Raw genomic sequence first — 26,259 nt, forward strand, 5'->3', positions numbered from 1 at the left:
AGTCCCCAGTCCCCAATCCCCTTAATTCAATTCGTTCGGATATTAATTTTTTTGATTAGCTGATTAACTTGCTCAACCATTTCCTTGTTGTCTTCAGCTTGGAATAACTCTCTGGCTTTTTTGAGATTAACGATCGCTTCTTCTAGCTGTTGTTCTCTTCCTAAAGTGATTCCCAAATTATAGTAAGTGAAGGCATCGTTGGGTACAAGGCTAATGGCTTTTTTGTAATGTGCGATCGCTTCTTGAGGTTTACCTCGATCGTCCATCGCATTTCCCAAACCTGTGTAAGCTTGTGCGTGTTTGGGATCGAGACGAATCGCTTCGGTATAATCTGCGATCGCTTCTGTGAGCTTGCCTTGAGCGTAAAAAGCGCTTGCTAAATTATAGTGAGCATCTGCATAGTTGGGAGCGAGGCTGAGGGCTTTCTTATATTGGGCGATCGCTTCTTCTAGTTTGCCTTGAGCGTACAGAGTATTTCCCAAGGCATTATAACCTGCGGGATTTTTTGGATTGAGGCGAATGGCTGCTGTATATTCGGCGATCGCTTCTGCTGGTTTTCCTTGAGCATATAAGGCGTTCCCTAAGTAATAGTGAGCTTCTGCATACTTGGAATCAAAGCTAATGGATTTTTTATACTGAGTAATTGCTTGTTCTAACTCACCTCGATCGTACAGAGTATTTCCCAGACGCGTGTAAGTTGGGGCATAATTGGGTTTGAGGCGAATAGCTGCTGTATATTCGGTGACTGCTTCGGTTAACTTGCCTTGAGCGTAGAGAGCATTTCCTAAGTTATAGTGAGCATCTGCATAGTTTGGTTCGAGGCTGAGAGCTTTTTTATATTGGGCGATCGCAGCTTCTAACTGATTCTGTCTTGCTAAAGTCAAACCTAAATTAAAGTAGGCTCCAGACTCTTGAGGATCGAGGCTGATGGCTTTATTGTATTGTGCGATCGCTTCTTGCGGTTTGCCTTGATCGTCGAGAGTATTTGCCAAAGCAATATAAGCTTGCACAAAGTTGGGTTCTAGTTCAATTGCTTTCCGAAAAGCCGCTTCTGCTCCTTTGAAATCTCCTTGTTTGTAGAGATTGGTTCCTTGCTCAAAGTTAGCAACTGCGTTTTTGTTTCCAGGAAGTGCTGCTCGATTTGAGTCTGGAATTTTTGATAAAACAATGCCAACATCTTTACCAAAGGCAGCATTCTCATTACTCAAACACAAGCAGATAATAGCCGCTACCAGTAGATTCTTGTTTTTCAGCATTTTTATTACCTTACCTGCTTGGTTTACATGTAATATTGAGTTCGGTTAATTGCCATTTTGACACTCTCAGACCCTCCTTTTTTGCGGGTTTCTACTGTACCACACAAGTCATCTCTTGATTAATAAATCTCGCACTGCCTTTCTATCCCGCCTCGGAATCAATTCCGAGTCTCATAACTTAAGTCGACGCTTAGTAGACTTTCGCTATCAGCCCTGAACTTCAGTTCTGGAAGGGATGTCGGTGAGTGCAACAGTTCCATTCTGACAAAAATATGGCTAGAGGATTTTTCGACTTGTGTATACATAGTAGGGCAGCAAAAGCGTAGCTCTAGCAGGAATTATAAGTTATTAACCTAACTTGATACAAGTATCCGCTCATAAGAGATAGAGTTTTATTATGAATAAAAAGTCGTTTTCTAGATAATTGCTGACACTTTTGTTTCAACAAGTTGAGCAATGGCTGCAATTAATTCCTCTGGGTTGACAGGCTTGGATAAATGTATTTGAAACCCAGCTTTTAGTGCTTTTTCCTGGTCATCATTTCTAGCAAAAGCAGTCAAGGCAATTGCTGGAATTTCTCCACCTTGTTCTGGTGTCAAAGTTCTGACTTGATGTATTAACATATAGCCATCTATCTCAGGCATACTAATGTCACTGACCAACACATCTGGCTTTACCAGTCCTAGAGTTTGTAATGCTTCATAAGCGGAAGATACCGCAATGACAAAAGCTCCATCTTGCTCTAGCACAAAAGCAATAAAATCTCGTGAATCAGTATCATCATCCACCACTAAAACCCGAACCCCACCGAGCGGTAAGGAGCTAGGAGTTAAGAATGCAGAGTCGTTTTCTTCATCCGTCAGGCTTGGGCTTTCATCTGGCAGAAGCGGCAAACTAACAGTAAATATTGCCCCTTTTCCCTCACCCTCACTCTTTGCTTTGATGATACCGCCATGTATTTCGATGATATTACGCACAATTGCCAATCCCAGTCCTAATCCACCAAAATTTCTTGTAGAGGTGCTATCTGCTTGGCGGAAGTAATCAAATACGAATGGCAAAAACTCAGCACTAATTCCCTTACCTGTATCGCTAACTATGATTTGAGCATAGCCATTAGCTTGCTCTAGTCGCACTTCTACTTTTCCTCCCCTGGGTGTAAATTTGACGGCATTAGAAACAAGATTCCAGATGACTTGCTGCAAACGAGTCGAGTCGCCCATAACTTGTCCCACATCTGGTTCAAAGATTGTACTCACCTCAATCAACTTTGTTTCTGCTGCTAAATGCATTGTCTCTAGCGCGGACAATATCGTAGACTCTAAGTTAATCTTCGTAATATTCAGCGTTAGTTTGCCCTGTAAAATTCTGGAGATATCCAGCAAATCTTCAATAAGTTGAACTTGTAAAATGGCATTCCGCTCAATAGTGGCTAATGCTTCTGCTGTTTTTACTCGGTCTAACCTGCGAGTTTGCAATAATTTTGACCAGCCGAGAATTGCGTTTAGTGGAGTGCGTAGTTCGTGAGAGAGGACGGCTAGAAATTCATCTTTAATTCGATTAGCTGTTTCTGCTTTAGCTCGTGCAATTTGTTCTAATTCCAGCAGGTGTGCCCGTTCTTCAAGTATTTGTTTTTGTTCGTGAATATCTGTACATGTTCCAAACCACTTCACTACAATACCTTGCTCATCTTTGAGCGGTAAACCTCGCGCTAGCTGCCAACGATAGGAGCCATCAGAAGCCTGTTTGAAGCGATATTCATTGTTATACATAATGCCATTATTGACGGCATTAGACCACACCTCATCAGCATTTTGGATATCATCTGGATGCAATGCAGCCAACCAACCAGAACCCAAGGACTGCTCTAATGTTAACCCTGTATAGTCGCACCAATTTTGATTAAAAAAATCACATTCACCGTTAGGCTTGGTTGTCCATACAAGTTGAGGAATTGCCTCAGCTAGGTAACGGTAGCGTTCTTCGCTTTGTCGGAGAACTTCTAAAATGCGTTGGCGTTCAAGGATTTCTTGTTGTAATTGCTCGTTGATTTTAGTAATTTCATTAGTGCGAACAGCAACCATTTCTTCTAGATGATTTTGATATTTTCGCAGTTCCTTTTCAACTCGTAAGCGTTCGGCTATTTGTATTTGAAGTTCTTGATTTGCTTGTTCTATTTGAGCAGCGCTAGGAAGTGCTAGTCCTTGTGGAACTAGAGACACAAGTTTTATTGCTGTAATTACAGATATTGTTGCAGTTACTGCCTTGACAAACCCCGATACCCAATAGGTTGGATGCCAAAGTGTCCAAATCTCTATTAAATGAGTAGTTCCACAAGCGACGATAAATGCACTAAACAGCAGAAAAATCCAATCAAAGGGCAAATCCTGACGTTTACGGACAAAGTAAAATAGTGTAGCTGGGATCGAATAATAAGCTAGTGCAATAAACGCGTCAGATAATATATGTAGCCAAACTAAATTTGTTTGCCATAGATAGCAGTGTCCATGTGGAATAAACGCTCCTGATGTAAAAATAACAGTCCACAATTCTGATATAATTTCTGACATAAATGCTTGATTATTTTGAATATATAAAATTTACTACTAAATACCTTTTTGTATCAGCCCAAGTTTTTTGCATGTTTGAAATTTACTATTATCCTATCTTGAGATAGGAATAACAGAATGAGCGAACAAACTGCATATCCCTGCGGGGAAGTAAGCTACGCGCAGTGTCTAGTTAGAGAAGGATACATTCGCGTAGCTTCTTGTAGAGAAGAGCGCAAAGGTAAGAGGGTTATAAAAGCTTTTTGCATCAGTAATGTGAACTTTTTAAAAATGGGTATGGTGCCTGAGATTGCAATTATAAAGGCTATGAAGGGAGTGGTCAAACTCGCGAAAATTGCGGATATAATTACGGCAGATATGAGGAAATTTCCAAATAAAAACCATTCTCACCATAAGAATGATGGGAATGGTAAAAAAGTTAGGGGACAAAACAGGAAAATTTAATCTCTGCAATTCTTACTCAACTTAAGATTGACTTGACTTAATACTCATTTTATCTAACAGTTGAGCGATTTTTTGAGCTTTTTCAGGTTGGCGTTGTTTTTCCAATAAATTTTTTGCTTGTAGCAGGTTGGTTTTAGCTTCCTCTTCTCGCTCTTGCTGCATGAGAATATTCGCCAGACGCAAGTAAGCATCAGGATTTTTTGGACTGCGGCGAATTACTTCCCGGAATAATTCTGTTGCTTCTTCTACTTGGCCTTGCTGGTTTAAAACATCTCCCAAAAACAAACGCACTACATCATTAGTAGAGTTGAGGGAAATCACTTTGCGAAAGGCTGCTTCTGCACCTTGGTAATCTTTTGCTTGAGCAAGATTGATTCCTTTTTGAAACAAGTCTGAGGTAATCAAAGTTTTCCAAGCGAAATAGCCCAGGATTGATAAACTCAAAACAACTACAAGAGCAGCGATAATAGAACTGGTAGGAAAGGTTTCTAGCATTGTCTAAGCCAAAAAGCAGGCGATAGGAAAAATCAGATATTCCATAAAAAATAGTTTCCAGATAAATTGGTAGAATTGAGCGATCGCACTTTTATCTTGTAAGTCTACCGTCGAACTCCGCAACCACATCCAAACCAGCAGCCCTAAATGAGCAACTACCAGAAAAATGGGGTTAACTGAGGCGATGTGTAGCACCCCAACTAGAATTATTCCCAGATAGCAGACAGTTATCACCCAAAGAGCCAGATTAAACACAGCTTGGGGCCCTAGCTCGATCGTGAAAGTAGTAATATTGTAAAGGCGATCGCCTTCTATATCGGGGATATCTTTAAAAATGGCGATCGCAAAGGTAAACACCAAGATAAATAACGTCAGCACCCATACCACAGGCGGAATTATTTGGCTTTGTTTCAGCGCCCAACTGTAATGCAAATACAATCCTAAATTAACAATCGTGCCGCGCACCGAAAAAATACACAGCGCCGCCCAAAATGGAAACTGTTTTAAACGAATTGGCGGTAAAGAATAAGCAGTACCAATAGCCAAACTAATTGCCACCATCCCAAATAAGAATGGCCCAGTTAGCCAAGCCACTACTAACGCCAAAATCCCAGTCAACGCGACAATTGATTGCCCCGTCTGTTGAGAAAACTCACCTGATGCCAACGGTAAATGAGGTTTATTAATCTTGTCAATATCAACATCTTCTAATTGATTCAGTCCTACAATGTAAACATTGCCACATAAACAAGCAATCCATGCACCGAAGACAGGAAGTAGGGAGTTAGGAAATAAAAAATCAGGATTATTACTAATAGCAATGGCAATTAAATACAAACTCAACACACTCAGACTTGTGCCAATAATCGTGTGAGGGCGAGAGAATTTCCAGAAAGCGTATAACCAATGGAGATATGATTGAACGGGTTTGCGTGGCAAAGGGCTGTTTTGAGAACTCTGGCTCATGAGTACCTTAGATTCAGATTCCGGCTTATTGTTAACTCTGACTTTTCATGGGATTGGGAAAACCTCACCTCTATTCCTCTTTCCTGCTCTTGAGAAGCTTTGAATTCTCTCCATTCCCTACAAAAGTTGGGGACTGGAGGATTAGGTTTCGTGTTAACTTTTCCCATTGCATGAATTGTTCAGATTCTTAACCATTGTCACAGAATTTGGTCATTAACAAGAGCTTTACTAGAGGAGGTAGTGGTGGCATAGCCAGCCGTAACCTTACTCAAAAGCTAGCTAGGCGTAGCGAATCTATCTTACGGAAGAATCTCAATCTTGAAAAAATCTGACAACTAATTCTGCACTCATGACACTCTATAGCGCTACAATCTATCAGAAAACCAAAGAAATAGTTAAATTATGACAGCTAATTTGACACCTGTAGCCAAATTTGACTTTGTTACCGTGCTATCACAGGCCGCGGCTGCATATCGACGACAAAGAGATCCACGCCCTATTGCAGAAGGATTAGTCAATGCGTTACTACAATCAGAAAAATCTGCCAAGCAGCAACATTTAACTTATCCCTTTGAGTCTCTTCTAGGTAAATGGCAACTTTGTTTTGCTACTGGCACCAAGAAAGTCAGAGAACACGGAGGAATTGGATTAGGGAAGGGTTTTTATGTACCCAAATTTATCAGAATCCATGTTTCCTTTAATGCCACTTTAGAAGAAGATTCAGACAGGGGCAAAATTTGTAATCAGGTTGAACTTGGGCCAGTTTTATTGAAGCTGACCGGGCCAGTACAATATACAGGTAAGAAAAATTTATTGGCCTTTGACTTTAACCAGATGATTATCAGTTTGTTTGGTCGTGTTGTTTACAACAGACCAATTCGTTCTGGCAAAGTTAAAACAGAAGATTTCTACAACCAGTCCATAGCTCAACAGCCCTTCTTTGCCTTCTTTTTAGTGAGTGAAGATTTCATTGCAGCTCGCGGCCGTGCAGGAGGTTTGGCGTTCTGGATTCGAGAAACTTAAAGAAAGTGGATTTTAGATGTTCGCCAGGCATCAAACTGGACGACAACCAGACAAAATATTGTGCATATTCACCACTTGTCCAATAACTGCGATCGCAGGCGCACCAAATCCAGTTTGCTCTACCTGCTTTACAATTGTCTCTAAGGTTCCAATTAATTCTTCTTGTTCTGGGCGCGTACCCCAGCGCACCAAAGCAATGGGTGTTTCTACCTTCAACCCAGCTGCGCTTAACTGTTCCACAATATAAGGCAGATTGTGAATTCCCATATAAATTACAATGGTTTCGGAACCGTGGGCGATCGCATTCCAATTCACTTTCGGTCTATACTTACCCGCCGCTTCATGACCAGTTACAAATGTCACTGAAGAACTATACAGTCGATGAGTCAAAGGAATACCGGAGTAAGCCGCAGCCGCAATCCCCGATGTAATACCGGGCACAACTTCAGTTGATATCCCCGCGTTGACTAATTCTTCCATTTCCTCGCCACCGCGACCAAAGATAAAAGGATCGCCACCCTTTAACCGCACCACAATTGCACAATCCTGCGCTTTATCAATCAGCAATTGAGTTGTTTCTTCCTGGAACAATGAATGCTTACCCCTGCGCTTACCAGCATTAATTTGTTCGGCTTGGGGATTAATCATTGCCAAAATTGCCGGACTGACTAAGGCATCATAGATAACGACATCTGCACATTCCAACAAACCTTTCGCCTTCAGGGTTATTAGTCCCGGATCTCCTGGCCCCGCACCTACTAAATAAACCTTTCCCAAATACTTGTTCTCCTGTTTTTCTGTGCGGTTCATCTATCCGTTAAATCCCAAATTAGCTCGGCTAGTTCTGCACTTGCTCCCAGTGGCTGCGCCAATTGGAAATTCACCGCCGGAAATTGTAATTTTAGCTCCTCTATGGAAGCTGCGATCGCATCGGTTATGCCACCAGCGAATAAAAAGTATGGCAAGATTGCAATTTCTTTATAACCAGCAGTTACCAACTCTGTCACCCGTGATTCTAAACTAGGAGGCGTAGCCCAATAAGCAGCCACTGCTGACAAACTCGCCGCCATTGCTTCTACAGTTTCTTTGGAACCTGGGCGACGGCTACCATGAGCTAAGAAAATCCACGCTTCTGCTTTGATAGTAGCTATTTGCTCGACCAGCAATTTCTCTAAATTGGGGTGAGAGCCTAAATATGGTTGCAATTCAATCATAATATCTTCACCGATAGCCTGTTGTGCTAGCGCTACTTCGGCAGGAATATCTGTCATCACATGCACTCCCGGCAACAGAAATAGCGGTACAATTTTGAGGCGATTCTGGTTTTGAGATGGTTTGCGATTGCCAAAAGCGCTCTTAGCAAATTGTTGAATCTGCTCGTGTAAAGGCTGAGGACTCATTTCTAAAGCAGCTATGCCAACCAAATGTTCGCTATTTAATGCATTGTAGTTCTTTGGCAATTTGTCACATACCAGCCTAGCTAGTTGCTGCATAGCAACTTCTGGGCGCGGGTCGCGACTTCCGTGAGATACTAGCAGATAGGCAAATGACATCGGCAAAGCTTGAACTCTCAGTGACTAATCCTCATATTTTACTTAAAATTAACCTGTTGGTAACAAGTACTCTAGTGATTATTGAAACTACGATCGATTCCTAAATACAAGTATTATAAATCACCTTTCTATCATCTTACTGCTGATTGTCTTATTGTTCTTCGGCAGTGTAAGTATAAAATTGATTAAAAGCTGCCACCGTTTCAAATTTGTAAGAAGGTATCCAAGAATTTATTTTTAAATCTGTACGGTAAATGCTAAAAATCATGTAATTTTGTCTTTCTGTAGTTCTGGCAATAACTCCTTGGATTTGCGGGTTAGCGGAGTCAACCAATTTATCGCAATTAAAACGGATTAAATTTTCTATAATATTCGTAGTTTTTTTGCATACATCGGTTTTTAAGTATTTTGTCAACCGTTGCACTGCATATTCTTCATATTCAACCTGACTGGGATTAGTCTTCGCCATTGTCACACCCAAGGCGGCTAGTCCTGCTGCGGCTCCAGTATATGCAATGATGGTTAGGGCTTTCATGTTCACCAAGTAAAATTCGTTGTAATTGTTAGATTTCAGAGACTCTGAATCAATTGAGTCCGTTCCTTGAACACAAACTCTTGATAGTTTGCGAAATTATTGCTATAATTCAAATTGTTGAATGGCGAGCGTAGCCAAGTGGTTAAGGCAGTGGTTTGTGGTACCACCATTCGCGGGTTCGAGTCCCGTCGTTCGCCCTAGGTAATTTAATATTGATAGCTAGACTTCTATTGAAGGTGGGTTGCATGGTGTGAACACTCATAACCATCACTTTAACAAGGATTTGTAATCTATAGCTTTACACACTTGGAAGGATTGTAAGTTTACTATAATTCATTAGCTTATCTTATTATAACTTACGTAATAAATCACTCTTAATCTTAATTCATTGAACTGCGAAAGCATTAAAAACCCTTCTCTACGATATGCTTCGCCTTCGCACAAACTCTATGAGAGGCTGCGTAAGTCCTACTTATAAAAGATTTGATACTGAATTAAATGAATATCTGCGTCTTCTGATAGAAAATGAATCATATGATTTATCACTCTTTAATCGAAAGGGAATCGATTATGGCAGGTACACCAAACTTATATAGCAGTCGTCAGATTGAGGCTCAGACGCTGGTTCGTCAGCTAAGGCAATTGCTAGGACTAACACAGGAGCAATTTGCGGCTGAGGTTGGCGTAACACTGGTGACAATCAACCGTTGGGAAAATAATCGAGCTAAACCGCTACCCCTGGCACTCAAGCAAATTAAAGCCAAGCTTCATGAAATGGAGAATTCACCCATTGAAGCTTATCGAACTGGCGCTCAATCTCTACTGCTCGATTACTTTGGTGAAGGGTGATGGGGCAGAACTTATGCTGAATTTTCAAACCTTATTTGAATCAATACCGGGATTGTATATCGTCTACTCACTCGACTTGATAATTGTCGCAGGAAGTGATGCTTACTTCCAGACAACGAAGACTAAACGAGAAGAGGTCGTTGGTCAGCATTTGTTCGAGGTTTTTCCAGACAATCCCGACGATCCAAATGCTACTGGAGTTCAGAATTTACGTGCCTCCTTAGAAAGCGTGCTGAAGCATCGCCAACCTCACACGATCGCAATGCAGAAATATGATATTCGCCGCCCCGAATCAGAAGGCGGTGGCTTTGAGGAGCGGTACTGGACATTAACCAACTCGCCAGTCTTTGATGAAAACGGTGAAATGACACACATTATTCACCAAGCCGAAGCTGTCACCGACTATGTGCGGGTGCAACAGCAGCAAAATGAGCAAGACTTCCACAAACAAGCGGCTCAAGCACTGCAAGCCAGCGAACAGCAGCTTAAACTTGCCCTTAAGACCAGCAAACTCGGCTTTTGGCAACTTGATATCAAGACCAATGTTCTATCTACTTCTGACCAGTGCAAAGTGAACTATGGTCTACCCATTAATACTGATTTCTCGCACAAAGTTCTAATGGAGCGGATTCATCCAGAGGATCGGACTTGGGTGCAGGTGGCAATTCAAGATACCATTAATACCAAGGGTACTGATTATGACGTAGAGTATCGCACCGTTTGGGATGATGGCAGCACGCATTGGGTGCTGGCTCGGGGTCATCTAATTTATGACGAGGCGGGCAATCCTGAGCGCATGGTCGGGATTTCAATCGATATTAGCGATCGCAAACACACTGAAGCTGACCTCCGGGAAGCCCATGTACAACTGGAGTCAGCTTTAGCCGCAGGAGCCATTTACACGTGGCGGTGGAAGATTCCTGATAATCTGGTAATCGTGAATGCCACCTTTGCTCACTTGTTTGGCGTTGACCCTGTGCAGGCAGCGACAGGTTTGCCGATCGACCTGTTTGTGCAAGGAATGCATGAAGAAGACCGCCCACGAGTGGTCGCTGCCATTAACCAGGCGATTGAAACTGGCGAAGAATTTGTCAGTGAGTACCGGGTTTATACGGCAGTGGGCGAGGAGCGCTGGCTTGCCGCACGCGGTCGAGTTGAATATGCTGCTGATGGCAGACCGCTTGCTTTTCCTGGGGCACTGGCAGACATCACTGAACGCAAACAAGCCGAAGATGCTTGGCGACTGATTTCCGCCGAACTCGAACGACAACTGCGAAAGTTCGACGCGATCGCCTCTTCCGTAACTGATTTTATTTATACCTTCGATTTGTCGGGACGGTTCACTTACATCAATCAGCCGTTGCTCGATCTCTTAAAGAAGACTTCGGCTGAAGCCCTGGGCAAAAACTTTTTTGAGCTGGATTATCCAAAAGATTTAGCCACCAAACTGCAAAGACAGATTCAGCAAGTCATCGAAACGCACCAACCGCTCAAAGATGAAACGCCGTACACGAGTGCATTTGGCACGCGTGCCTATGAATACATTTTTGTACCGCTAGAGAGCGGAAATGGTATGGTAGAAGCGGTGGCAGGTGTCACGCGAGACATTACCGATCGCAAGGAAATCGAAGCGACTGTGAAAGCCAGTAACGAACGGCTGAAGCTGCTTTCAGAAGTTGCTAACGATCTCTTGCTCAACGAAGATCCCAAGCTGTTTTTAGCGGGTTTGTTTGAAAAGGTTTCGACTCATTTGGGACTCGAAGTTTATTTCAATTACTTGTTTCAAGAAGACCAGCAAAGACTTCAGCTACATACTCATGGGGGCATCTCAGAGGAAATTGCTTTATCTGTTAAATTTTTGGAGTTAGGGCAGGGGGTATGTGGTTATGTGGTGCAACATCAGAAGCCAGCGATTGTTGAAAATGCACTCTCAAAGACCGATCCACTTGCTGTTCAAGTTCAGTCAATCGGTGCCAGAGCTTATGCCTGTCATCCACTGATGGTAGGCGATGCCTGCGGGGGGCAAAGCCATCGCATCTTGGGCACTCTGGGACTGGGAACTCGTCAACGCGATCGCTTTACCAGCGACGAACTCGACCTCATGCAAACAATTGCTAATCAAGTCGCTGCTGCTTTAGAACGATCGCGCCTAGTTGCAGAGCTACAGGCACGCGCTGAAGCGTTAGATCGAACTAATCGCATTAAAGATGAATTCCTGGCAGTTCTCTCCCATGAGTTGCGGACTCCCCTAAATCCAATTCTGGGATGGTCAAAACTGTTGCAAAAGGGAAAGCTTGATACTGAAAAAACGAATATTGCGATCGCCACGATCGAGCGCAACGCCCAGCTTCAGGTGCAACTGATCGATGACTTGCTAGACATTTCCCGGATTCTGCAAGGCAAAATGAGCTTGTCAACCTCACCTATTGACCTAAATGTAGTGATTTCAGCCGCGTTGGAAACGGTTCGGTTAGCCGCAGAAGCCAAGTCAATCCAAATTCAGACGATTGTCTCACCCGTTCTGGGAGTGGTAGTCGGAGATGCAGGCCGATTGCAGCAGGTGGTGTGGAATCTGCTATCGAATGCCGTTAAGTTTACTCCTATTGGGGGGCAAGTCACGATTGCGCTATCCCAAGTTGAAAATCATGCCCAAATTCAAATTACCGACACCGGAAAAGGAATTCGTGCCGATTTTCTGCCATTCGTGTTTGAGCATTTCCGCCAAGAAGATAGCGCCACCACCCGCAAATTTGGTGGGCTAGGCTTGGGACTGGCGATCGTGCGCCAAATTACGCAAATGCATGGCGGTACAGTCACAGTAGTCAGTCGCGGCGAAGAACTAGGAGCAACATTCACAGTTCAAATTCCGCTTGCACCTCAATTAAGTGAAGCACCAACCTTAGATCGATCGCCCGTTGAGGAGAATGATTTGAGCGGCATTCATATTTTAGTCGTTGATGATGAAACGGACTCGCGGGAGTTCATCACTTTTGTTCTAGAGGAAGATGGCGCGATCGTCACTGCTGTTGCATCTGGGACTGATGCGCTGCAAGCGATCGCTCAATCCATTCCCAACATAATCGTTAGCGATATTGGGATGCCAGAGATGGATGGCTACATGCTGATGCGACAAATTCGTGCCCTTGGGCTTGAGCAAGGGGGAAAAATTCCCGCTATTGCCTTAACAGCTTATGCGGCAGAACTGGATCGGCAGCAAGCGATCGCAGCCGGATTTCAACGTCACATCACCAAACCCATCGATCCAGAAGTTTTAGTGGCGATCGTCGTCGAAATGTGGGCTTCAAGCTTAGTCTATCTCTGAACAAAAATTGATTTTAATTTATTGAATCCTTTAGCTTTAAGCTCGACAATTAAATTTTGTTTGGCATCTTAGGAAGTAGGTAATAGCAAGTGTTACAGAGCTTCACAGATAAATATTGAGATTATCAGTGTGCCAACGATCGAATACACACAAATAAATGTTATAGTGCAAATTGCATCAGGCAGTTGAGGGCGTTCAAAATTGTGCCCTAACTATTATTATGTCAATTATCTACTAACATCTATCAAAAGAAACAAAAATTGTATTCCTTTAGTTAGATCAAAAAATACTGAGTCATAGATACTTTAAGTAAAGTAGAACATGATTTAAGTGCCTACTAAAAACTTGATATTTGTAGGTACACAGATAAATCTGATTTATCTGTGTTATTTCGTGTTTATATGCGGTCTAACAAAAGGTGGAGGCTTATTTGTCTCGCCTTGAAAATTAACAATGCAAACATCGTCATCTACTGGAGTCGCCATGTCTGAATTGCTTCAAGCAGTCTTAGATAGTGAAGAAAAAAGTGATTTGCGTTCCTTTATAAGTGAATTACGCCAACAAGAAAAGAAGTATTTGCTGCGGAATGACATCCTCAATGTATATAGTGAGTATTGCTCAAAGTCCCAGAAACCAGAGGATTTTTACACTAACTCTGAGTTAGGCAAACTGATTTACTATACTCAAGAAATTATTCAGGAGGACTCAAAATTCTGTTTCATCATCCGTTCTAAGATTGCCAGCCAAGAAGTTTATTGGTTGACATCAGACTTGAGCATTGAGCCGATGACGGTAGAGGATTTGTTGGATTTGCGCGATCGCTTGGTGAACAAATTTCATCCTAACGAGGGCGGCCTGCTAGAATTGGACTTCGGCCCATTTTATGACTACACCCCAATCATCCGCGACCCCAAAAATATTGGGAAGGGAGTACAATTTCTCAACCGCTATCTATCTAGCAAAATATTTCAAGACTCTAAAGAGTTGCTGGACAGCCTATTAAATTTCTTGCGTCTGCACCACTACAATGGTGTTCAACTGCTGGTCAACGATCGCATTCAATCACAGCAGGAACTTTCCGAGCAAGTTAAAAAAGCTATCAGTTTTGTTAATAATCGCCCCGATGATGAACCCTACGAACAATTCCGGTTCCAATTGCAAACAATGGGTTTTGAGCCGGGTTGGGGTAACACCGCAGCACGGGTGCGGGAAACCCTAAATATTCTTGATGAATTGATTGATTCTGCCGATCCCCAGACCCTAGAAGCCTTCATTTCTCGTGTGCCGATGATTTTTAGAATCGTCTTAGTGTCAGCCCACGGTTGGTTTGGGCAAGAGGGAGTGTTGGGTCGTCCCGATACAGGGGGTCAGGTAGTTTATGTTCTTGACCAGGCAAAGAGTCTAGAGAAGCAGCTACAAGAAGATGTTTTCCTAGCTGGTCTAGAAGGATTAAATGTCAAGCCAAAGGTAATTATTCTCACCCGTTTGATTCCCAATAGTGATGGCACTCTATGTAATCAACGACTGGAAAAAGTTTATGATACTGAAAACGCTTGGATTTTGCGAGTCCCTTTACGGGAATTTAATCCCAACATGACTCAAAACTGGATTTCTCGGTTTGAGTTTTGGCCTTATCTAGAAACTTTCGCCATTGACTCAGAAAGAGAACTACGGGCAGAATTTCACGGCACACCTGACTTAATCGTTGGCAACTATACTGATGGGAATTTAGTGGCATTCTTGCTGGCGCGGCGTTTGAAAGTTACCCAATGCAATGTTGCTCATGCTTTGGAAAAATCTAAATACTTGTTCAGTAACCTCTATTGGCAAGAATTGGAAGATAAATATCATTTTTCCTTGCAATTCACTGCTGACTTGATTGCGATGAATGCTGCCAATTTTGTAATCAGCAGTACTTATCAAGAAATTGTCGGGACACCGGATAGTGTGGGACAGTACGAGTCTTACAAGTGCTTCACCATGCCGGAGTTGTATCATGTAACCAATGGCATTGAATTATTTAGTCCCAAATTTAATGTCGTACCGCCAGGAGTAAACGAGAATAATTACTTCCCCTACACTCAGACTAAAGATCGAGTAGAGAGCGATCGCCAACGCCTTGCAGAAATACTCTTTACTCTGGAAGACCCCGCGCAAATATTTGGCAAACTCGACGATCCTAACAAGCGTCCTCTCTTCTCAATGGCGCGTCTCGATCGCATCAAAAATCTCACCGGTTTAGCTGAATGCTTTGGTCAAAGTAAAGAATTACAGGAGCATTGCAACTTAATTTTGGTGGCGGGTAAGTTGCGCGTCGAAGAATCGGGCGACAACGAAGAACGTGACGAAATTATCAAACTCTACCAGATAATTGACCAGTACAATCTCCACGGAAAGATTCGTTGGTTGGGTGTGCGCCTGACTAAAACTGATTCTGGTGAAATTTACCGAGTCATTGCCGATCGTCAGGGAATTTTTGTCCAACCAGCTTTATTTGAAGCTTTTGGTTTGACAATTTTAGAGGCGATGGTTTCAGGATTACCGACTTTTGCCACACAATTTGGCGGGCCGCTGGAAATTATTCAAGATAAGGTTAATGGCTTTTACATTAATCCAACAAATTTAGAAGAAACAGCCACAAAAATTGTGGATTTTATCACTAAATGCGAACATAATTCTAACTATTGGAATGAAATTTCGCAGCGAGGAATTGACCGAGTATACAGCACATACACTTGGAAAATTCATACTACCAAGCTATTATCCCTAGCAAGGATTTATGGCTTCTGGAACTTTACCTCGAAGGAGAATCGGGAAGATTTGCTACGTTATATCGAGGCTTTGTTCTATTTAATTTATAAGCCAAGAGCGCAACAGCTATTAGAACAGCACAAGTACCGATAATTTGTCAAATTGTCATTTGTCTGTTATTAGCTAAAGACAAATGACCAAGGACAAATGACTAAATTGTCAATGCCCGCCAAGTTCTTTGACCAACTACTCCATCGGTTCCTAAATTCTGCTGGTTTTGAAAGGCTTTGACAGCAGTCTCTGTCAGTGCGCCATAAATCCCATCCACTTTAACGGCATAACCGTTAGCCACTAACAACCGTTGTAAAACTCTCACAGCAACACCAGAGCTACCGAAATAAAGAGTCGGCATCGGTTGGCTACTAAACTTCTGGAAGCGTCCTGTAGCCTTTGTACGGACTTGACTGACAAACTGAGATTTCTTAGACTCACCTAAGTTAGAAGAAGCTATGAAGTGATTATTTTTGCTGATTTTCTTAAGTATGCGTTCTTTCTCTACTGCGATCGCTGAGGTAGAAGCCTGGGAAATCCCATCTGTCTGCATGAATTCAGGTGGTGTAACTTGAGCAGTTATCTCTAACTCACTCTGTTTTGACTGGTTTACGTCATTTTCCATCTGAACTATTTGCTGCTGTGGCAAATTGGCCCCAAATGCTTGTCTTATTGTTAACACGCCCGTCATCATCAGGCCAATTTCAGTCATTGTATTTCATTTTACTTCAACCAATATTTCTTTTAACTAACAACATTGCTGCTATCCGGGATAATACATACTGACCAAAAAAAGTCATGTAGTAATTTTTTCAGATAATATTGTCATGCTCCTTTTTGCTCACTGGGGATTCCATCTAATCAGACTAATATCATTAGCTTGGCGCTGTTTTTATCTTTCATCAAGCCATCCACTTATAAAATATGGTGTTTAAATCAACGGTTTAGACAATAACATACTATACAATCATTTCAGAGTTATCTGAATTCGATGAATGCGTTGCTTGATATGGGCAACGAGCTAATACCAGTGTCAAACTAAACATAAAGTCTATAGAAAAACCGCAAACTCAAACTATGACTCAGCAACCAACAGATTTAGACAATAAAGCTGTATTTGAGCAGTTGTGGGGAATTACAAAGGAACTGCACCACAAACTAGAGGCTCGTTTTCAATTACACCCAGACCCTTCTGTAGAAGATTTACAGAAATACAGCAGTCTTGATGGCAATATGAAGGGTTCGCTCACTGCTTTTTCAGGGAAAGAAATTGACTGGCTAGTGCATTCGTGGCTAGGAAACCCGGAAAAATCAAACTTTAGTACCATGCGTCTTACCACTTGGTTGAAATCGCATATCCAGGTTCCTCATTTGGCTTTTGAGTTTGGCACACTTCCGAATATTTTCTTTTATATAGATTACATTCCCCGAACTGAGCTTTTAACCGATTTGGCATATCTCGATCGCTACTATGAACCAGTTAACCAAACATTTTTGAAGTTGCAGGAAGATTCGCGCCTAAAGGCATTTACTAGCAAAAGCGCCTATATTCGCCTATTTCAATCGCCTGTCAGCTTGTGTTACACCAGCGCACCTACTTTTGAAACCCTGGAATTGACTCGCACAGTTGCACATGAAACCCTCGATCGCTGGCTAACGTGGGTAGATGCAGCTGAACCAGTGCCAGAAGATGCACGGGAAGCTTTAGCATCTCGTGATTTGGAACTGCGCCGGATCGGTGCTGAACGCGATCCAGGTAATAAATTTGCCGCACAGATGTTTGGATCGGAATTGACAGATAAACTTGTCCGATCGCTCTGGGGTGGCGATCGCTAAATTGGTCATTTGTCATTTGTCATTTGCAAATGCCCAATGACTAATAACTAATGACTAATAACTAATGACTAATAACTAATAACTAATGACCAATGACCAATGACAACTAATCCAGAATCCTACCGCGCCTTAGCCCTGCAAGTTACCTGTCATGCAGTCAATCAAACAAGCCATCGCCAAGAAGCGCGATCGCTTATGCAAAATTCCATCAACCGCATAGCTCAACAAATTGCTGCCAGTATCGCTTTCATTGGCTTTGATTGTCGTTTAATTGTACTGCCAGAATATTTTCTCACTGGTTTCCCAATGGGGGATTCTCTCTCAGGATGGGCAGAAAAAGCTTGTATAGAAATGGCTGGTGCTGAGTATGAGGCACTTGGTAAAATTGCCCAAAAGCATAAAATATTTTTAGCTGGGAACGCCTATGAGGTAGATCCCAACTTTCCCGGATTGTACTTCCAAACCTGCTTTATTCTTGACCCTTCCGGCTCAATCGTCTTGCGATATCGCCGGCTGAATTCTTTATTTGCTCCCACCCCCCATGATGTTTGGGATAAATATCTCGACTGCTATGGTTTAGAAGGAGTTTTCCCCGTAGCCAAAACTGCGATCGGTAATTTAGCAGCTTTAGCATCAGAAGAAATTTTATATCCAGAAGTGGCGCGGTGTTTAGCGATGCGAGGCGCAGAAATTTTTGTCCATTCCACCTCGGAAGTATACAACAAAAGCCTCACGCCCAAAGACGCGGCAAAAATCACTCGCGCTGTTGAAAATATGGCTTATGTAGTTTCAGCCAATACCGCAGGCATTGCTAATATTGCTATCCCCATAGCTTCTGCTGATGGTGGCTCTAAAATCATCGACCATCGCGGAATCGTTTTAGCCGAAACAGGTGCAGGCGAGAGCATGACAGCATTTGCAGAGATTGATTTAGGAGCATTACGCCGCGATCGCCGCCGACCTGGGTTACATAATTTACTTGCCCGCCAACGCTTTGAACTATATGCCGACAGTTATCACCAATCACACTTTTACCCCCCTAATACTATGCTGGAGGGAGAAATAGACCGCAAACACTTCCTCCAAACCCAGCAAGCCACTATTGAGCGGTTAGCCAAATTGGGAATAATTTGAATTTGGGAATTGGGAATTGGGGGACAAAGAAATGACAAATGACAAATGACAAATGACAAAACCAATAGAAGTCCGCAATCCCCGAACAGGCAAATTTGACTATGTAATTATCCCGCCACCCCCAAAGTTGCTGGCACAGCAATGTAAGCGCACTCGCAGGGCGCAAATTAGCTGGCAACAACTGGGTTTAGAGGGGAGAATAGAAGCTTTACAGCAGTGGAAGGAAGCGATATTATCTGGGCGCGATCGCTTAACTGAAGCCTTGGTAAATGATACGGGAAGATTGTCAATCTCAGTATTAGAAATAGACTCCTTCCTCTCTAGCATCGATCGCTGGTGTAGGTTAGCACCAGAATTGCTGCAAGACTCTGCAAAAAATACAGCAATTCCATTTATCGCCTTGCAACAAACATCTGTTCCTTATCCCCTAGTTGGGATAATTAGCCCGTGGAATTTTCCACTGTTGCTGTCAACCATTGATACTATTCCAGCATTGCTGGCGGGTTGTGCCGTTATTGTCAAACCGAGTGAAATTGCTCCTCGTTTTGTTGCACCACTGACAACAGCACTCAACGCCGTTCCCAAATTGCGCGATGTCTTAACTTTTGTTGAAGGAGCAGGCGCAATCGGCTCTATTTTGATTGACAATGTAGACTTAGTGTGCTTTACAGGTAGTGTAGCCACAGGAAGAAAAGTGGCAGAAGCGGCTGCGAAACGGTTTATTCCGGCTTTTTTGGAATTAGGAGGAAAAGATCCTGCGATCGTTTTAGAATCAGCCAATTTAGAATTAGCAACCTCAGCAATCTTGTGGGGTTCCGTCGTCAACACCGGACAGTCATGCTTATCAATTGAGCGGATTTACGTTGCTGAATCCATATTTGAAAAGTTTTACCATCAATTAGTAGCCAAAGCCCATCGCCTCCAGCTAGCCTACCCCAACGTTGAAAGCGGAGAAATTGGCCCCATCATCGCCCAAAAACAAGCAGCAATCATTAGCGATCATCTCCTAGATGCAGTGCAAAAGGGAGCAGTAATTCACTGCGGCGGTGTAATTTAAGACTTAGGTGGGGGTTGGTGGTGTCGTCCAACAGTTCTCACCCAGGTTAATCATTCCATGAAAGTGATGACCGAAGAGACTTTCGGCCCCATTATGCCAATAATGCCTTTTTCCACAGTTGAAGAAGCGGTATCTTTGGCAAACGATTCAATTTATGGATTGAGTGCTGCTGTCTTTGCCTCAGAAACTGAAGCCTTAGAAATTGCCCAGCAGATAGATGCAGGTGCTATTAGTATCAACGATGCAGCACTCACTGCCATCATGCACGAGGGAGAGAAAAACGCCTTCAAATTTTCCGGTATGGGAGGATCGCGCATGGGTGCAGCAGCGCTGAAACGATTCATGCGAAAAAAAGCTATTTTAATTAAAACCAACGCGAGTAATGACCCTTGGTGGTTTGATAATGAATCATAAATACTGTCAACAAACAAGGGATAAGTTTTTAGAATTAGCTCTTTCAAGGTGGATAACAATTTTGGACAATAAATTCCTCTTTAACCTCTTATCCCTGTGTTCTCTGTGCTTAACAAAGTTAAATTAATTACTTTTAAACCACAGAGGCACAGAGGAGGACACTTGCGTGGTGAGGCAGGCAGCACAGTCTTCTCCAAAGGGAGAGGCTAGCGCCTTCGCAGAGCGTCTCGTAGAGAAGGGGGTTTTCCCCATGAGCGACTGCCAAAAGGGTTTTTCGATTTGAGTAAAGTGTCCGTAGCGCTGAGAAAAAATAAGAGATTTTACTAGTCACCTTGAAAGGGCTATTTTTTAGGATTGCTATATCTACACACTCGTCGAAGCTTTTTTACCCAAAGCTTCTGCTTTCATTTTTGCATTTACTTTGGAATATTTGCTTAGAACAGGAGCGATTTCATCTATTTTTTCGGAAGATGGTGTTGAAATGGATAAATTAGAGCTAATTTCTTCTAGCTGAGGCTTCTCCTCTACTTTTCCTTCCCATGAGTAGTTGCAAATTTTACTGTGAAGTAGTGTACCTACTGTCACATTAATTGCAAAGGCAAAGGAATCTACAAAGATTATATCTATAGCTTGATTAATCATGAGTTCCTCTTGAGCTTTATTGAGCTTCAAGTAATTGTTGATGTTGACTACACAAGGGATAATGTCTTTTCCAGAAAGTAAATATATTTTGTAGCCGTAGTACTTAGCAAGTTAATGTAAAATTTAGCTCATACAAAAAGATAGTATCTCTAATTGAATGATTTAAGACGAATCCCCAGTGAGCTAAAACTTGTCATCTGGGATTTGAAACCCATATTTTCTTTGCAGAAGTCCAGCTATTTGAGCGATCCAGTTAGCTAGACGATTGAATTTATGCTCGATAGTCTTTTCGTTGTCATTCAATCGGTACAAGCGATCGCGTTTACTCACCAGGATCTACCCCTTTGAGTCGTTCCTGGAACGCAACCGCAGCTGTGACACCTTTAAAAAGATTTTCTCAATTAAATATGATTTGGAGAGCAAACAAGGGATAAATAAGGATAGTTTGATTTGTGGTGACGATTTTCTTAGTTTATGACCTATTGCCTCAGAATTGCCGACCTACCTACAAATGAGCGTCCGCGTGAGCGATTAATGACGCATGGTGCGAAAATTTTAGCCACAGCGGAGTTAATCGCAATTCTTCTAGGCACCGGTCAAGGGCCAGGGAAACTGTCTGCTGTGGGTTTGGGACAATTTATTTTGAGCGAATTAGGCAAACACCAACGCGATCCTTTGGTAGTTCTGCGAGAAGTTAGCCCTGCTGAGTTAATGCAAATTTCTGGTGTTGGCCCGGCGAAGGCGACAAGCATTTTAGCAGCAATCGAATTGGGTAAACGGGCTTTTCAATCTCGCCCTAACGATGGCACATTAATTGATAGCCCACTTGCTGCTGCTGCTACCCTCAGTCAAGATTTGATGTGGCAGGTACAAGAACGTTTTGCAGTGGTGCTGTTAGATGTCAAGAATCGCTTATTGGGAACACAAGTAATTACCATTGGCACAGCAACCGAAACCCTAGCTTCTCCTCGTGATATTTTTCGGGAAGTTATTCGTCAAGGCGCAACGCGGGTAATAGTTGCCCACAATCACCCTTCTGGGAACCTTGAACCTAGCCAGGAAGATATAGAATTAACGCGCCAGTTGTTAGCAGGAGCGCAGCTTTTGGGGATTCCAGTACTAGATCATCTGATTTTGGGTAATGGCAATCATCAGAGTTTGCGGGAGCTAACAACGTTGTGGGACGAACATCCGCAAGGGGATTAAAATAATTCGTAATGACGCTCGTTCCGACGCTCCTACGTCGCTATCGCTACCGCTTCTCTACGAGACGCAGAGCGAACCTTAACGTAATTCGTAATTAAAGAAAATCTTTAATTACCCTCACTAGAGTTAAATCGAAAAGGATTTCCGATGTTAGGTTTTGCTCATTGGGGTTCTTGTTAAGTGTTACAAGTGTATGTGGCTAAGTTTAACAAGGGAATTTTGCCTCAAGTCTTGTTAATTAAGATGGTAGCTGGATGTACGCCATCCTGTATTAGCGATCGCCTCAAATTCTGGGTTGGCTGGTAGCTGGTAGGGTTGTCTAGCTACGGTAGTGGAGTATTAGCTCGATCGAGACCAACATTGTTAGATTTGGAAATTGTGGTAGCACCTGGTGTTATCAGTAGCTACGCCAAAATTGAGATGAAAATTTCTGGTAGTTTAGCAGGAACTGTAATGCCTGACGAAAAGCCGCTCCACTTTAGGTTTTGAGGGGTGAACGTCTTTTAAGTCGGGGATGAAGGCTAATTGTAGGCAAAAGCCTACTCTTAAATTCACTAATCACGCTGTTGCTCTAAACCACACGCTGAATTTGCTAATTTGACATGAATGAGGAGAGAATCTATTAGTCAAGTTAAAATAACTTTCCAAAACGTAATAGTGGACGTTACAGAATTAGTCAAAGTTTCAATTATTCTTTTGATCGTTGCGACAGGTGTAGCTCTGCTGTCGCGACAGTTGCGAATCCCTTATGTTGTGGGTTTAGTATTAGCAGGTTTGCCCATCACTGAGCTATTATCTCGTCCGATTGGTTTAAATCCAACTCTTGTTTTAAATCTTTTCCTGCCAATTCTCCTGTTTGAAGCTGGAATCAATACAGATGTCAGTCGCCTACGCAGTACCTTTAAACCAATTGCCCTTCTAGCTGGGCCAGGGGCTGTGCTTTCCAGTGGTATTATTGCGGTCCTGTTGAAATTTGGATTGGGACTAAGTTGGATACCTGCCTTATTTGTAGGAGTAATTCTGGCAAACACTGATACAGTTTCTATGATTGCTGTCTTCAAGGAGATACCAGTACCCTCGCGGCTTTCCACCATCGTTGAAGGTGAAACCCTATTTAACGATGCTGCTGCCCTTGTTATGTTCAACCTAGTTTTGCAAGTATATTCGACAGGTTCACTCACGTTACTACAAGGAATCGAACAACCGCTATTTATCTCTCTAGGAGGCTGCCTCGTAGGGTTAGTATTAGGCTACTTGAGCATACCTGTATTCGCCCGTTTGGACGATCCCCTTAGCAGTTTATTGCTGACGGTAGCAGTTGCATTAGGCACTTTTCAGATTGGAGATTTTCTAGATGTATCAGGTGCTGTAGCCGTAGTTGTAGCTGGATTAATTTTCGGGACTTTTGGTCTTTCTCACAATACTTCTGCTTCTAGTCGCATTACCTTGTTGAGTTTCTGGGAATATGCCAGTTTTACTGTCAACACCTTTATTTTTCTATTGATTGGTGTAGAAATAGACTTGGTAACGCTCTGGAGGACTTTACCAGCAATTCTACTTGCAGTTTTGGCCTATCAAGTCGGGCGAGTTCTTACAGTTTATCCTTTGCTAGCAGGGATTCGTTGGATTGACCGCCCAATTCCTATCCGCTGGCAACATTTACTGTTTTTAGGTAATATCAAAGGCTCACTCTCAATGGCTCTGGCATTGAGCTTACCCACTACATTACCAGGGCGAGAAGTCCTGATAGCTATAGTTTTCGGTAGTGTGTTGGTGTCGTTAGTAGGACAGGGTTTAAGTTTACCTTGGGTAGTAAAACGTTTAAAATTATCTAAATTTTCAGAAATTCAACAACAGGTTGAAGAATTGCAAGCCCAGTTGATGACAGGTAAAGCAGCACAAGATGAATTAGATAGCTTGTTGAAATCAGGGGTGTTGCCGAAAGCCGTTTATGAAGAGATGCGTTCAGCTTATCAGGTACGAATTGCAGGTGCAGAAAAGATACTGCGAGAACTTTATAATCGTCGTCCTGACGAGTTAGATGGCAAAAGTCGCAATAGTGGTAAACTTGATGCCATTCGCCGACGTTTACTGCTGGCAGAAAAAGGAGCGCTCAATGAGGCAATGCGGAAACGAATTCTCTCTGAAGAAATTGTGCGCGGACGGATACAAACTCTTGATGAACAATTGCTGAAACTAGAAGATGATTAAGTAGTTCTTGAGTATGGGGTATGGTGCATAAAAAGAAATGTTTTTATTCCCTGGCTTCCCCATTCGGATGTGGAGGTTTGGCGATGCAAATATGTCTCGAAAATTTTCATGTTCGTTTCGGTGATAATTACAATTCTACCTATAGCAAAATGCACTTTTTTAAGATTTATCTTTTAAAGGCGATCGCTTATTTTTAATCACCCTACCAGGACTGAGAAAAGAAATTCCTTGCTGAAAGTCAGTACCAATCATCACTGCTTCCACTACAGGCTCAGATATTTCTGTTTGAGCTACCCACTCGACAATAAAATTTGCTCCTAAACCTCCACTGGTGTCATTTCTATTCACAAAAAAAGTTGTCGAAGCTAGTGCATCAAGTTGAATAGGTTGCTCCAAATACTGTTTCACTAATTTCCCCTCTGAGTTATAGTAGCGCACAGCAGTAATGATGATGGGATTGGTCAAATCTGTATTCCGAATACTGAGCGTAACTGCTAACTCGAAAATCTCCTGGCGATTGTGATGATAGATATGTGAATAGACAGGTACATAAATAGTTTGACCGCTAGCTATCTTAAAATTCTTATCCAGCATCACTATTTTTTGAACTGGTGTAGCTTGAGTAGCATCGGGTTGTGACTTGGATGGAATATTGGCTGATTGACAAGATGCCAGAAAAATAACAGCGATCGGTAAATAAATATGTAGATACGGCTTCATCAAAACTATTTACACTCATTTTTCATCAGTGTATAGCTAACCCCACCTAATAAAGAATTTAGGTAGGGACTGCGCTCAACATCTTTGTTGAATAAAATCAATGACTTGATGTAAACATCCTGGTTTAGTTACAATCAGTACAGTTGAATGAGGTTCCAGTACTGTACTGCCGTTAGGAATCATCAAATTTTCGTGGGGATGGGCTTGGTAGCCAATAATTAGCGAACCACTTGGAAATCCTGAATCTTGAGCGATTTCGGCAACGCTACGACCAGCAACATAGCAATTGTTTGGGATGGAAAGTTTTAGTACCTCAATTTGCCCTTGTTCAAAATGCATCATTGATTCCACTTGGGGATACTCAATGGCATTCACCATTGTTGAAACCGCTAGTTCAACAGTACTGATAATGTGGTTGGCTCCAGCTATCCGCAGTGGTTCAGCAAAATCGGGGTGACGCATCCGACTTAAAAGGTGTGGAACACCATAATGTCTAGCAAGAGTTACCATTGCTAAGTTTAAGGCATCACTTCTCAGAACAGCTGCCAAGGAGCCGGTTTTTCGAATCCCAGCTTCTAACAATACTTCTGTACTCACGGCACTGCCTTCAAAAGCCATTACCCCTACTTGTTCGCGGGCGTAGCGACAAGCGATAGGGTCAATATCAATTACAGCAACAGTATGTCCTAGTTCTACTAGTTTTTGCGCCAAACTTAAGCCTACTAAGCCTGCTCCACCAATTAGTACGTACATAGCTCTTCTTTGTGCTCTCTTCGACTTCCTATTCCGCTTTACAACTTAGCAAAGGAATGTAATGCTATTTATTAAATTTAGCTGCGTAGCAGCTTACTACTTGCTTATTAAAGAGTGAAATTGAAAAGAAATAATATAAAACTACTTGCTTATTAAAGAGTGAAATTGAAAAGAAATAATATAAAACTAAAAGCCTTCTCAAATTGAAAATTGAGAAGGCTTTTAGTAAGTATAAATATCCCTGGCACCGAGCTATTTTTGCGTAGGGCTACCCCTAAACTATCGTTGCCGCAACAGCGTTTCACCTCTGAGTTCGGGAAGGGTTCAGTGTGGTTCCACCGCGCAATAGACACCAGAAAAAGTTTTGATTGCTAATTCGTAATTCTTTAATTACGAATTACACAGCAACCCTGAAGACTGCACAGTAACGCTAAACCAAATGTTTTCATAACAAGTAATTTCGAATTCCGA

At 42.4% G+C, this 26,259-nt stretch carries 21 protein-coding genes, 1 tRNA gene, 1 rRNA gene and 2 pseudogenes; 12 read left to right on the forward strand and 13 right to left on the reverse strand.

Annotated features, from left to right (window positions below):
* Positions 1-26 precede the first annotated feature (26 nt).
* A complete protein-coding gene (locus CDG77_RS24470; RefSeq protein ID WP_094331943.1) occupies positions 27-1,256 on the reverse strand; it encodes a tetratricopeptide repeat protein in 1,230 nt (409 codons plus the stop codon).
* 416 nt (positions 1,257-1,672) lie between these two features.
* On the reverse strand, positions 1,673-3,826 hold the full coding sequence (locus CDG77_RS24475; RefSeq protein ID WP_094331944.1) for a hybrid sensor histidine kinase/response regulator: 2,154 nt from the start codon (positions 3,824-3,826) through the stop codon (positions 1,673-1,675).
* 117 nt (positions 3,827-3,943) lie between these two features.
* On the opposite strand from CDG77_RS24475, the gene CDG77_RS24480 reads away from it, so the two are divergent.
* Positions 3,944-4,270: a hypothetical protein gene (locus CDG77_RS24480; protein ID WP_094331945.1), complete on the forward strand. Its 327-nt coding sequence runs from the start codon at positions 3,944-3,946 to the stop codon at positions 4,268-4,270.
* Between the two features lie 21 nt (positions 4,271-4,291).
* Here CDG77_RS24480 and CDG77_RS24485 read toward each other — a convergent pair whose 3' ends face one another.
* Both CDG77_RS24485 and CDG77_RS24490 read right to left on the reverse strand, forming a co-directional pair.
* A complete protein-coding gene (locus CDG77_RS24485) occupies positions 4,292-4,765 on the reverse strand; it encodes a tetratricopeptide repeat protein (RefSeq protein WP_094331946.1) in 474 nt (157 codons plus the stop codon).
* Between the two features lie 3 nt (positions 4,766-4,768).
* Positions 4,769-5,731 carry a homogentisate phytyltransferase gene (locus tag CDG77_RS24490; RefSeq protein ID WP_094331947.1) on the reverse strand — a complete coding sequence of 321 codons (963 nt, stop codon included), beginning with the start codon at positions 5,729-5,731 and terminating at the stop codon, positions 4,769-4,771.
* 402 nt (positions 5,732-6,133) lie between these two features.
* Here CDG77_RS24490 and CDG77_RS24495 point away from each other — a divergent pair, with 402 nt between their 5' ends.
* Positions 6,134-6,754, forward strand: coding sequence for a hypothetical protein (locus CDG77_RS24495; protein ID WP_094331948.1), 621 nt, complete (start codon positions 6,134-6,136; stop codon positions 6,752-6,754).
* A gap of 30 nt (positions 6,755-6,784) precedes the next feature.
* On the opposite strand, the gene cobA is transcribed toward CDG77_RS24495, so the two are convergent.
* The 3 genes from cobA to CDG77_RS24510 form a co-directional block, all read right to left on the reverse strand.
* Positions 6,785-7,564 (reverse strand): uroporphyrinogen-III C-methyltransferase, encoded by a 780-nt coding sequence (gene cobA, locus CDG77_RS24500; protein ID WP_094331949.1) that lies wholly within the window; start codon positions 7,562-7,564, stop codon positions 6,785-6,787.
* On the reverse strand, positions 7,561-8,307 hold the full coding sequence (locus CDG77_RS24505; RefSeq protein WP_094331950.1) for a sirohydrochlorin chelatase: 747 nt from the start codon (positions 8,305-8,307) through the stop codon (positions 7,561-7,563). The genes cobA and CDG77_RS24505 overlap by 4 nt, the downstream gene beginning before the upstream one ends.
* Positions 8,308-8,458: 151 nt before the next feature.
* A complete protein-coding gene (locus CDG77_RS24510) occupies positions 8,459-8,842 on the reverse strand; it encodes a DUF4359 domain-containing protein (protein ID WP_094331951.1) in 384 nt (127 codons plus the stop codon).
* A gap of 124 nt (positions 8,843-8,966) precedes the next feature.
* On the opposite strand from CDG77_RS24510, the gene CDG77_RS24515 reads away from it, so the two are divergent.
* The 4 genes from CDG77_RS24515 (at position 8,967) to CDG77_RS24530 (ending at position 15,917) form a co-directional block, all read left to right on the forward strand.
* Positions 8,967-9,039 (forward strand) — tRNA-His (locus CDG77_RS24515).
* A 373-nt stretch (positions 9,040-9,412) separates the two neighbouring features.
* A complete protein-coding gene (locus tag CDG77_RS24520) occupies positions 9,413-9,691 on the forward strand; it encodes a helix-turn-helix domain-containing protein (protein WP_094331952.1) in 279 nt (92 codons plus the stop codon).
* Positions 9,633-13,013 carry a PAS domain-containing hybrid sensor histidine kinase/response regulator gene (locus CDG77_RS24525; RefSeq protein ID WP_190234060.1) on the forward strand — a complete coding sequence of 1,127 codons (3,381 nt, stop codon included), beginning with the start codon at positions 9,633-9,635 and terminating at the stop codon, positions 13,011-13,013. The genes CDG77_RS24520 and CDG77_RS24525 overlap by 59 nt, the downstream gene beginning before the upstream one ends.
* A 483-nt stretch (positions 13,014-13,496) precedes the next feature.
* Positions 13,497-15,917 carry a sucrose synthase gene (locus tag CDG77_RS24530; protein WP_094331954.1) on the forward strand — a complete coding sequence of 807 codons (2,421 nt, stop codon included), beginning with the start codon at positions 13,497-13,499 and terminating at the stop codon, positions 15,915-15,917.
* A 58-nt stretch (positions 15,918-15,975) separates the two neighbouring features.
* On the opposite strand, the gene CDG77_RS24535 is transcribed toward CDG77_RS24530, so the two are convergent.
* Positions 15,976-16,527, reverse strand: coding sequence for a peptidoglycan-binding domain-containing protein (locus CDG77_RS24535; RefSeq protein ID WP_094331955.1), 552 nt, complete (start codon positions 16,525-16,527; stop codon positions 15,976-15,978).
* Positions 16,528-16,892: 365 nt separating this feature from the next.
* Here CDG77_RS24535 and CDG77_RS24540 point away from each other — a divergent pair, with 365 nt between their 5' ends.
* From CDG77_RS24540 to CDG77_RS24550, 3 genes and pseudogenes are all read left to right on the forward strand, one after another.
* Positions 16,893-17,651, forward strand: a complete 759-nt coding sequence (locus CDG77_RS24540; RefSeq protein ID WP_094331956.1) for a red chlorophyll catabolite reductase — start codon at positions 16,893-16,895, stop codon at positions 17,649-17,651.
* A gap of 99 nt (positions 17,652-17,750) precedes the next feature.
* A complete protein-coding gene (locus CDG77_RS24545; protein WP_094331957.1) occupies positions 17,751-18,785 on the forward strand; it encodes a nitrilase-related carbon-nitrogen hydrolase in 1,035 nt (344 codons plus the stop codon).
* A gap of 52 nt (positions 18,786-18,837) precedes the next feature.
* A pseudogene (locus tag CDG77_RS24550) lies at positions 18,838-20,256 on the forward strand (aldehyde dehydrogenase family protein).
* Between the two features lie 363 nt (positions 20,257-20,619).
* On the opposite strand, the gene CDG77_RS24555 reads toward CDG77_RS24550, so the two are convergent.
* A complete protein-coding gene (locus CDG77_RS24555; protein WP_104900922.1) occupies positions 20,620-20,898 on the reverse strand; it encodes a hypothetical protein in 279 nt (92 codons plus the stop codon).
* A gap of 183 nt (positions 20,899-21,081) precedes the next feature.
* On the reverse strand, positions 21,082-21,228 hold the full coding sequence (locus CDG77_RS36795) for a hypothetical protein (protein WP_181154249.1): 147 nt from the start codon (positions 21,226-21,228) through the stop codon (positions 21,082-21,084).
* Between the two features lie 144 nt (positions 21,229-21,372).
* Here CDG77_RS36795 and radC point away from each other — a divergent pair, with 144 nt between their 5' ends.
* From radC to CDG77_RS24565, 3 genes and pseudogenes are all read left to right on the forward strand, one after another.
* Complete coding sequence (gene radC, locus CDG77_RS24560; protein ID WP_094331959.1) at positions 21,373-22,104, forward strand: RadC family protein; 732 nt, start codon at positions 21,373-21,375, stop codon at positions 22,102-22,104.
* Between the two features lie 306 nt (positions 22,105-22,410).
* A pseudogene (locus tag CDG77_RS35720) lies at positions 22,411-22,560 on the forward strand (TIGR00341 family protein); the annotation flags it as partial.
* A 201-nt stretch (positions 22,561-22,761) separates the two neighbouring features.
* On the forward strand, positions 22,762-24,315 hold the full coding sequence (locus CDG77_RS24565) for a cation:proton antiporter (protein ID WP_094331960.1): 1,554 nt from the start codon (positions 22,762-22,764) through the stop codon (positions 24,313-24,315).
* 159 nt (positions 24,316-24,474) lie between these two features.
* Here the strand turns inward: CDG77_RS24565 and CDG77_RS24570 are convergent, their stop codons facing one another.
* The 3 genes from CDG77_RS24570 to rrf form a co-directional block, all read right to left on the reverse strand.
* Positions 24,475-25,035, reverse strand: coding sequence for a DUF3124 domain-containing protein (locus CDG77_RS24570; protein ID WP_094331961.1), 561 nt, complete (start codon positions 25,033-25,035; stop codon positions 24,475-24,477).
* Between the two features lie 75 nt (positions 25,036-25,110).
* The gene (locus CDG77_RS24575; protein ID WP_094331962.1) at positions 25,111-25,788 is read right to left on the reverse strand and encodes a potassium channel family protein; all 678 of its coding nucleotides are present in this window, start codon (positions 25,786-25,788) and stop codon (positions 25,111-25,113) included.
* Between the two features lie 239 nt (positions 25,789-26,027).
* A 5S ribosomal RNA gene (gene rrf, locus CDG77_RS24580) occupies positions 26,028-26,145 on the reverse strand.
* Positions 26,146-26,259: the final 114 nt, after the last annotated feature.

The organism is Nostoc sp. 'Peltigera membranacea cyanobiont' 213 (assembly GCF_002245975.1).
GTDB lineage: Bacteria > Cyanobacteriota > Cyanobacteriia > Cyanobacteriales > Nostocaceae > Nostoc.

Bases quoted from the DNA above. Each gene is read 5' to 3' on its own strand.
- CDG77_RS24480 (WP_094331945.1), top strand. From the start codon at position 3,944: ATGAGCGAACAAACTGCATATCCCTGCGGGGAAGTAAGCTACGCGCAG.
- CDG77_RS24470 (WP_094331943.1), bottom strand. From the start codon at position 1,256: ATGCTGAAAAACAAGAATCTACTGGTAGCGGCTATTATCTGCTTGTGT.
- CDG77_RS24485 (WP_094331946.1), bottom strand. From the start codon at position 4,765: ATGCTAGAAACCTTTCCTACCAGTTCTATTATCGCTGCTCTTGTAGTT.
- CDG77_RS24530 (WP_094331954.1), top strand. From the start codon at position 13,497: ATGTCTGAATTGCTTCAAGCAGTCTTAGATAGTGAAGAAAAAAGTGAT.
- CDG77_RS24490 (WP_094331947.1), bottom strand. From the start codon at position 5,731: ATGAGCCAGAGTTCTCAAAACAGCCCTTTGCCACGCAAACCCGTTCAA.
- CDG77_RS24555 (WP_104900922.1), bottom strand. From the start codon at position 20,898: ATGATTAATCAAGCTATAGATATAATCTTTGTAGATTCCTTTGCCTTT.
- CDG77_RS24505 (WP_094331950.1), bottom strand. From the start codon at position 8,307: ATGTCATTTGCCTATCTGCTAGTATCTCACGGAAGTCGCGACCCGCGC.
- CDG77_RS24575 (WP_094331962.1), bottom strand. From the start codon at position 25,788: ATGTACGTACTAATTGGTGGAGCAGGCTTAGTAGGCTTAAGTTTGGCG.
- radC (WP_094331959.1), top strand. From the start codon at position 21,373: ATGACCTATTGCCTCAGAATTGCCGACCTACCTACAAATGAGCGTCCG.
- cobA (WP_094331949.1), bottom strand. From the start codon at position 7,564: ATGAACCGCACAGAAAAACAGGAGAACAAGTATTTGGGAAAGGTTTAT.
- CDG77_RS24520 (WP_094331952.1), top strand. From the start codon at position 9,413: ATGGCAGGTACACCAAACTTATATAGCAGTCGTCAGATTGAGGCTCAG.
- CDG77_RS24545 (WP_094331957.1), top strand. From the start codon at position 17,751: ATGACAACTAATCCAGAATCCTACCGCGCCTTAGCCCTGCAAGTTACC.
- CDG77_RS24540 (WP_094331956.1), top strand. From the start codon at position 16,893: ATGACTCAGCAACCAACAGATTTAGACAATAAAGCTGTATTTGAGCAG.
- CDG77_RS24475 (WP_094331944.1), bottom strand. From the start codon at position 3,826: ATGTCAGAAATTATATCAGAATTGTGGACTGTTATTTTTACATCAGGA.
- CDG77_RS24570 (WP_094331961.1), bottom strand. From the start codon at position 25,035: ATGAAGCCGTATCTACATATTTATTTACCGATCGCTGTTATTTTTCTG.
- CDG77_RS24510 (WP_094331951.1), bottom strand. From the start codon at position 8,842: ATGAAAGCCCTAACCATCATTGCATATACTGGAGCCGCAGCAGGACTA.
- CDG77_RS24535 (WP_094331955.1), bottom strand. From the start codon at position 16,527: ATGACTGAAATTGGCCTGATGATGACGGGCGTGTTAACAATAAGACAA.
- CDG77_RS24495 (WP_094331948.1), top strand. From the start codon at position 6,134: ATGACAGCTAATTTGACACCTGTAGCCAAATTTGACTTTGTTACCGTG.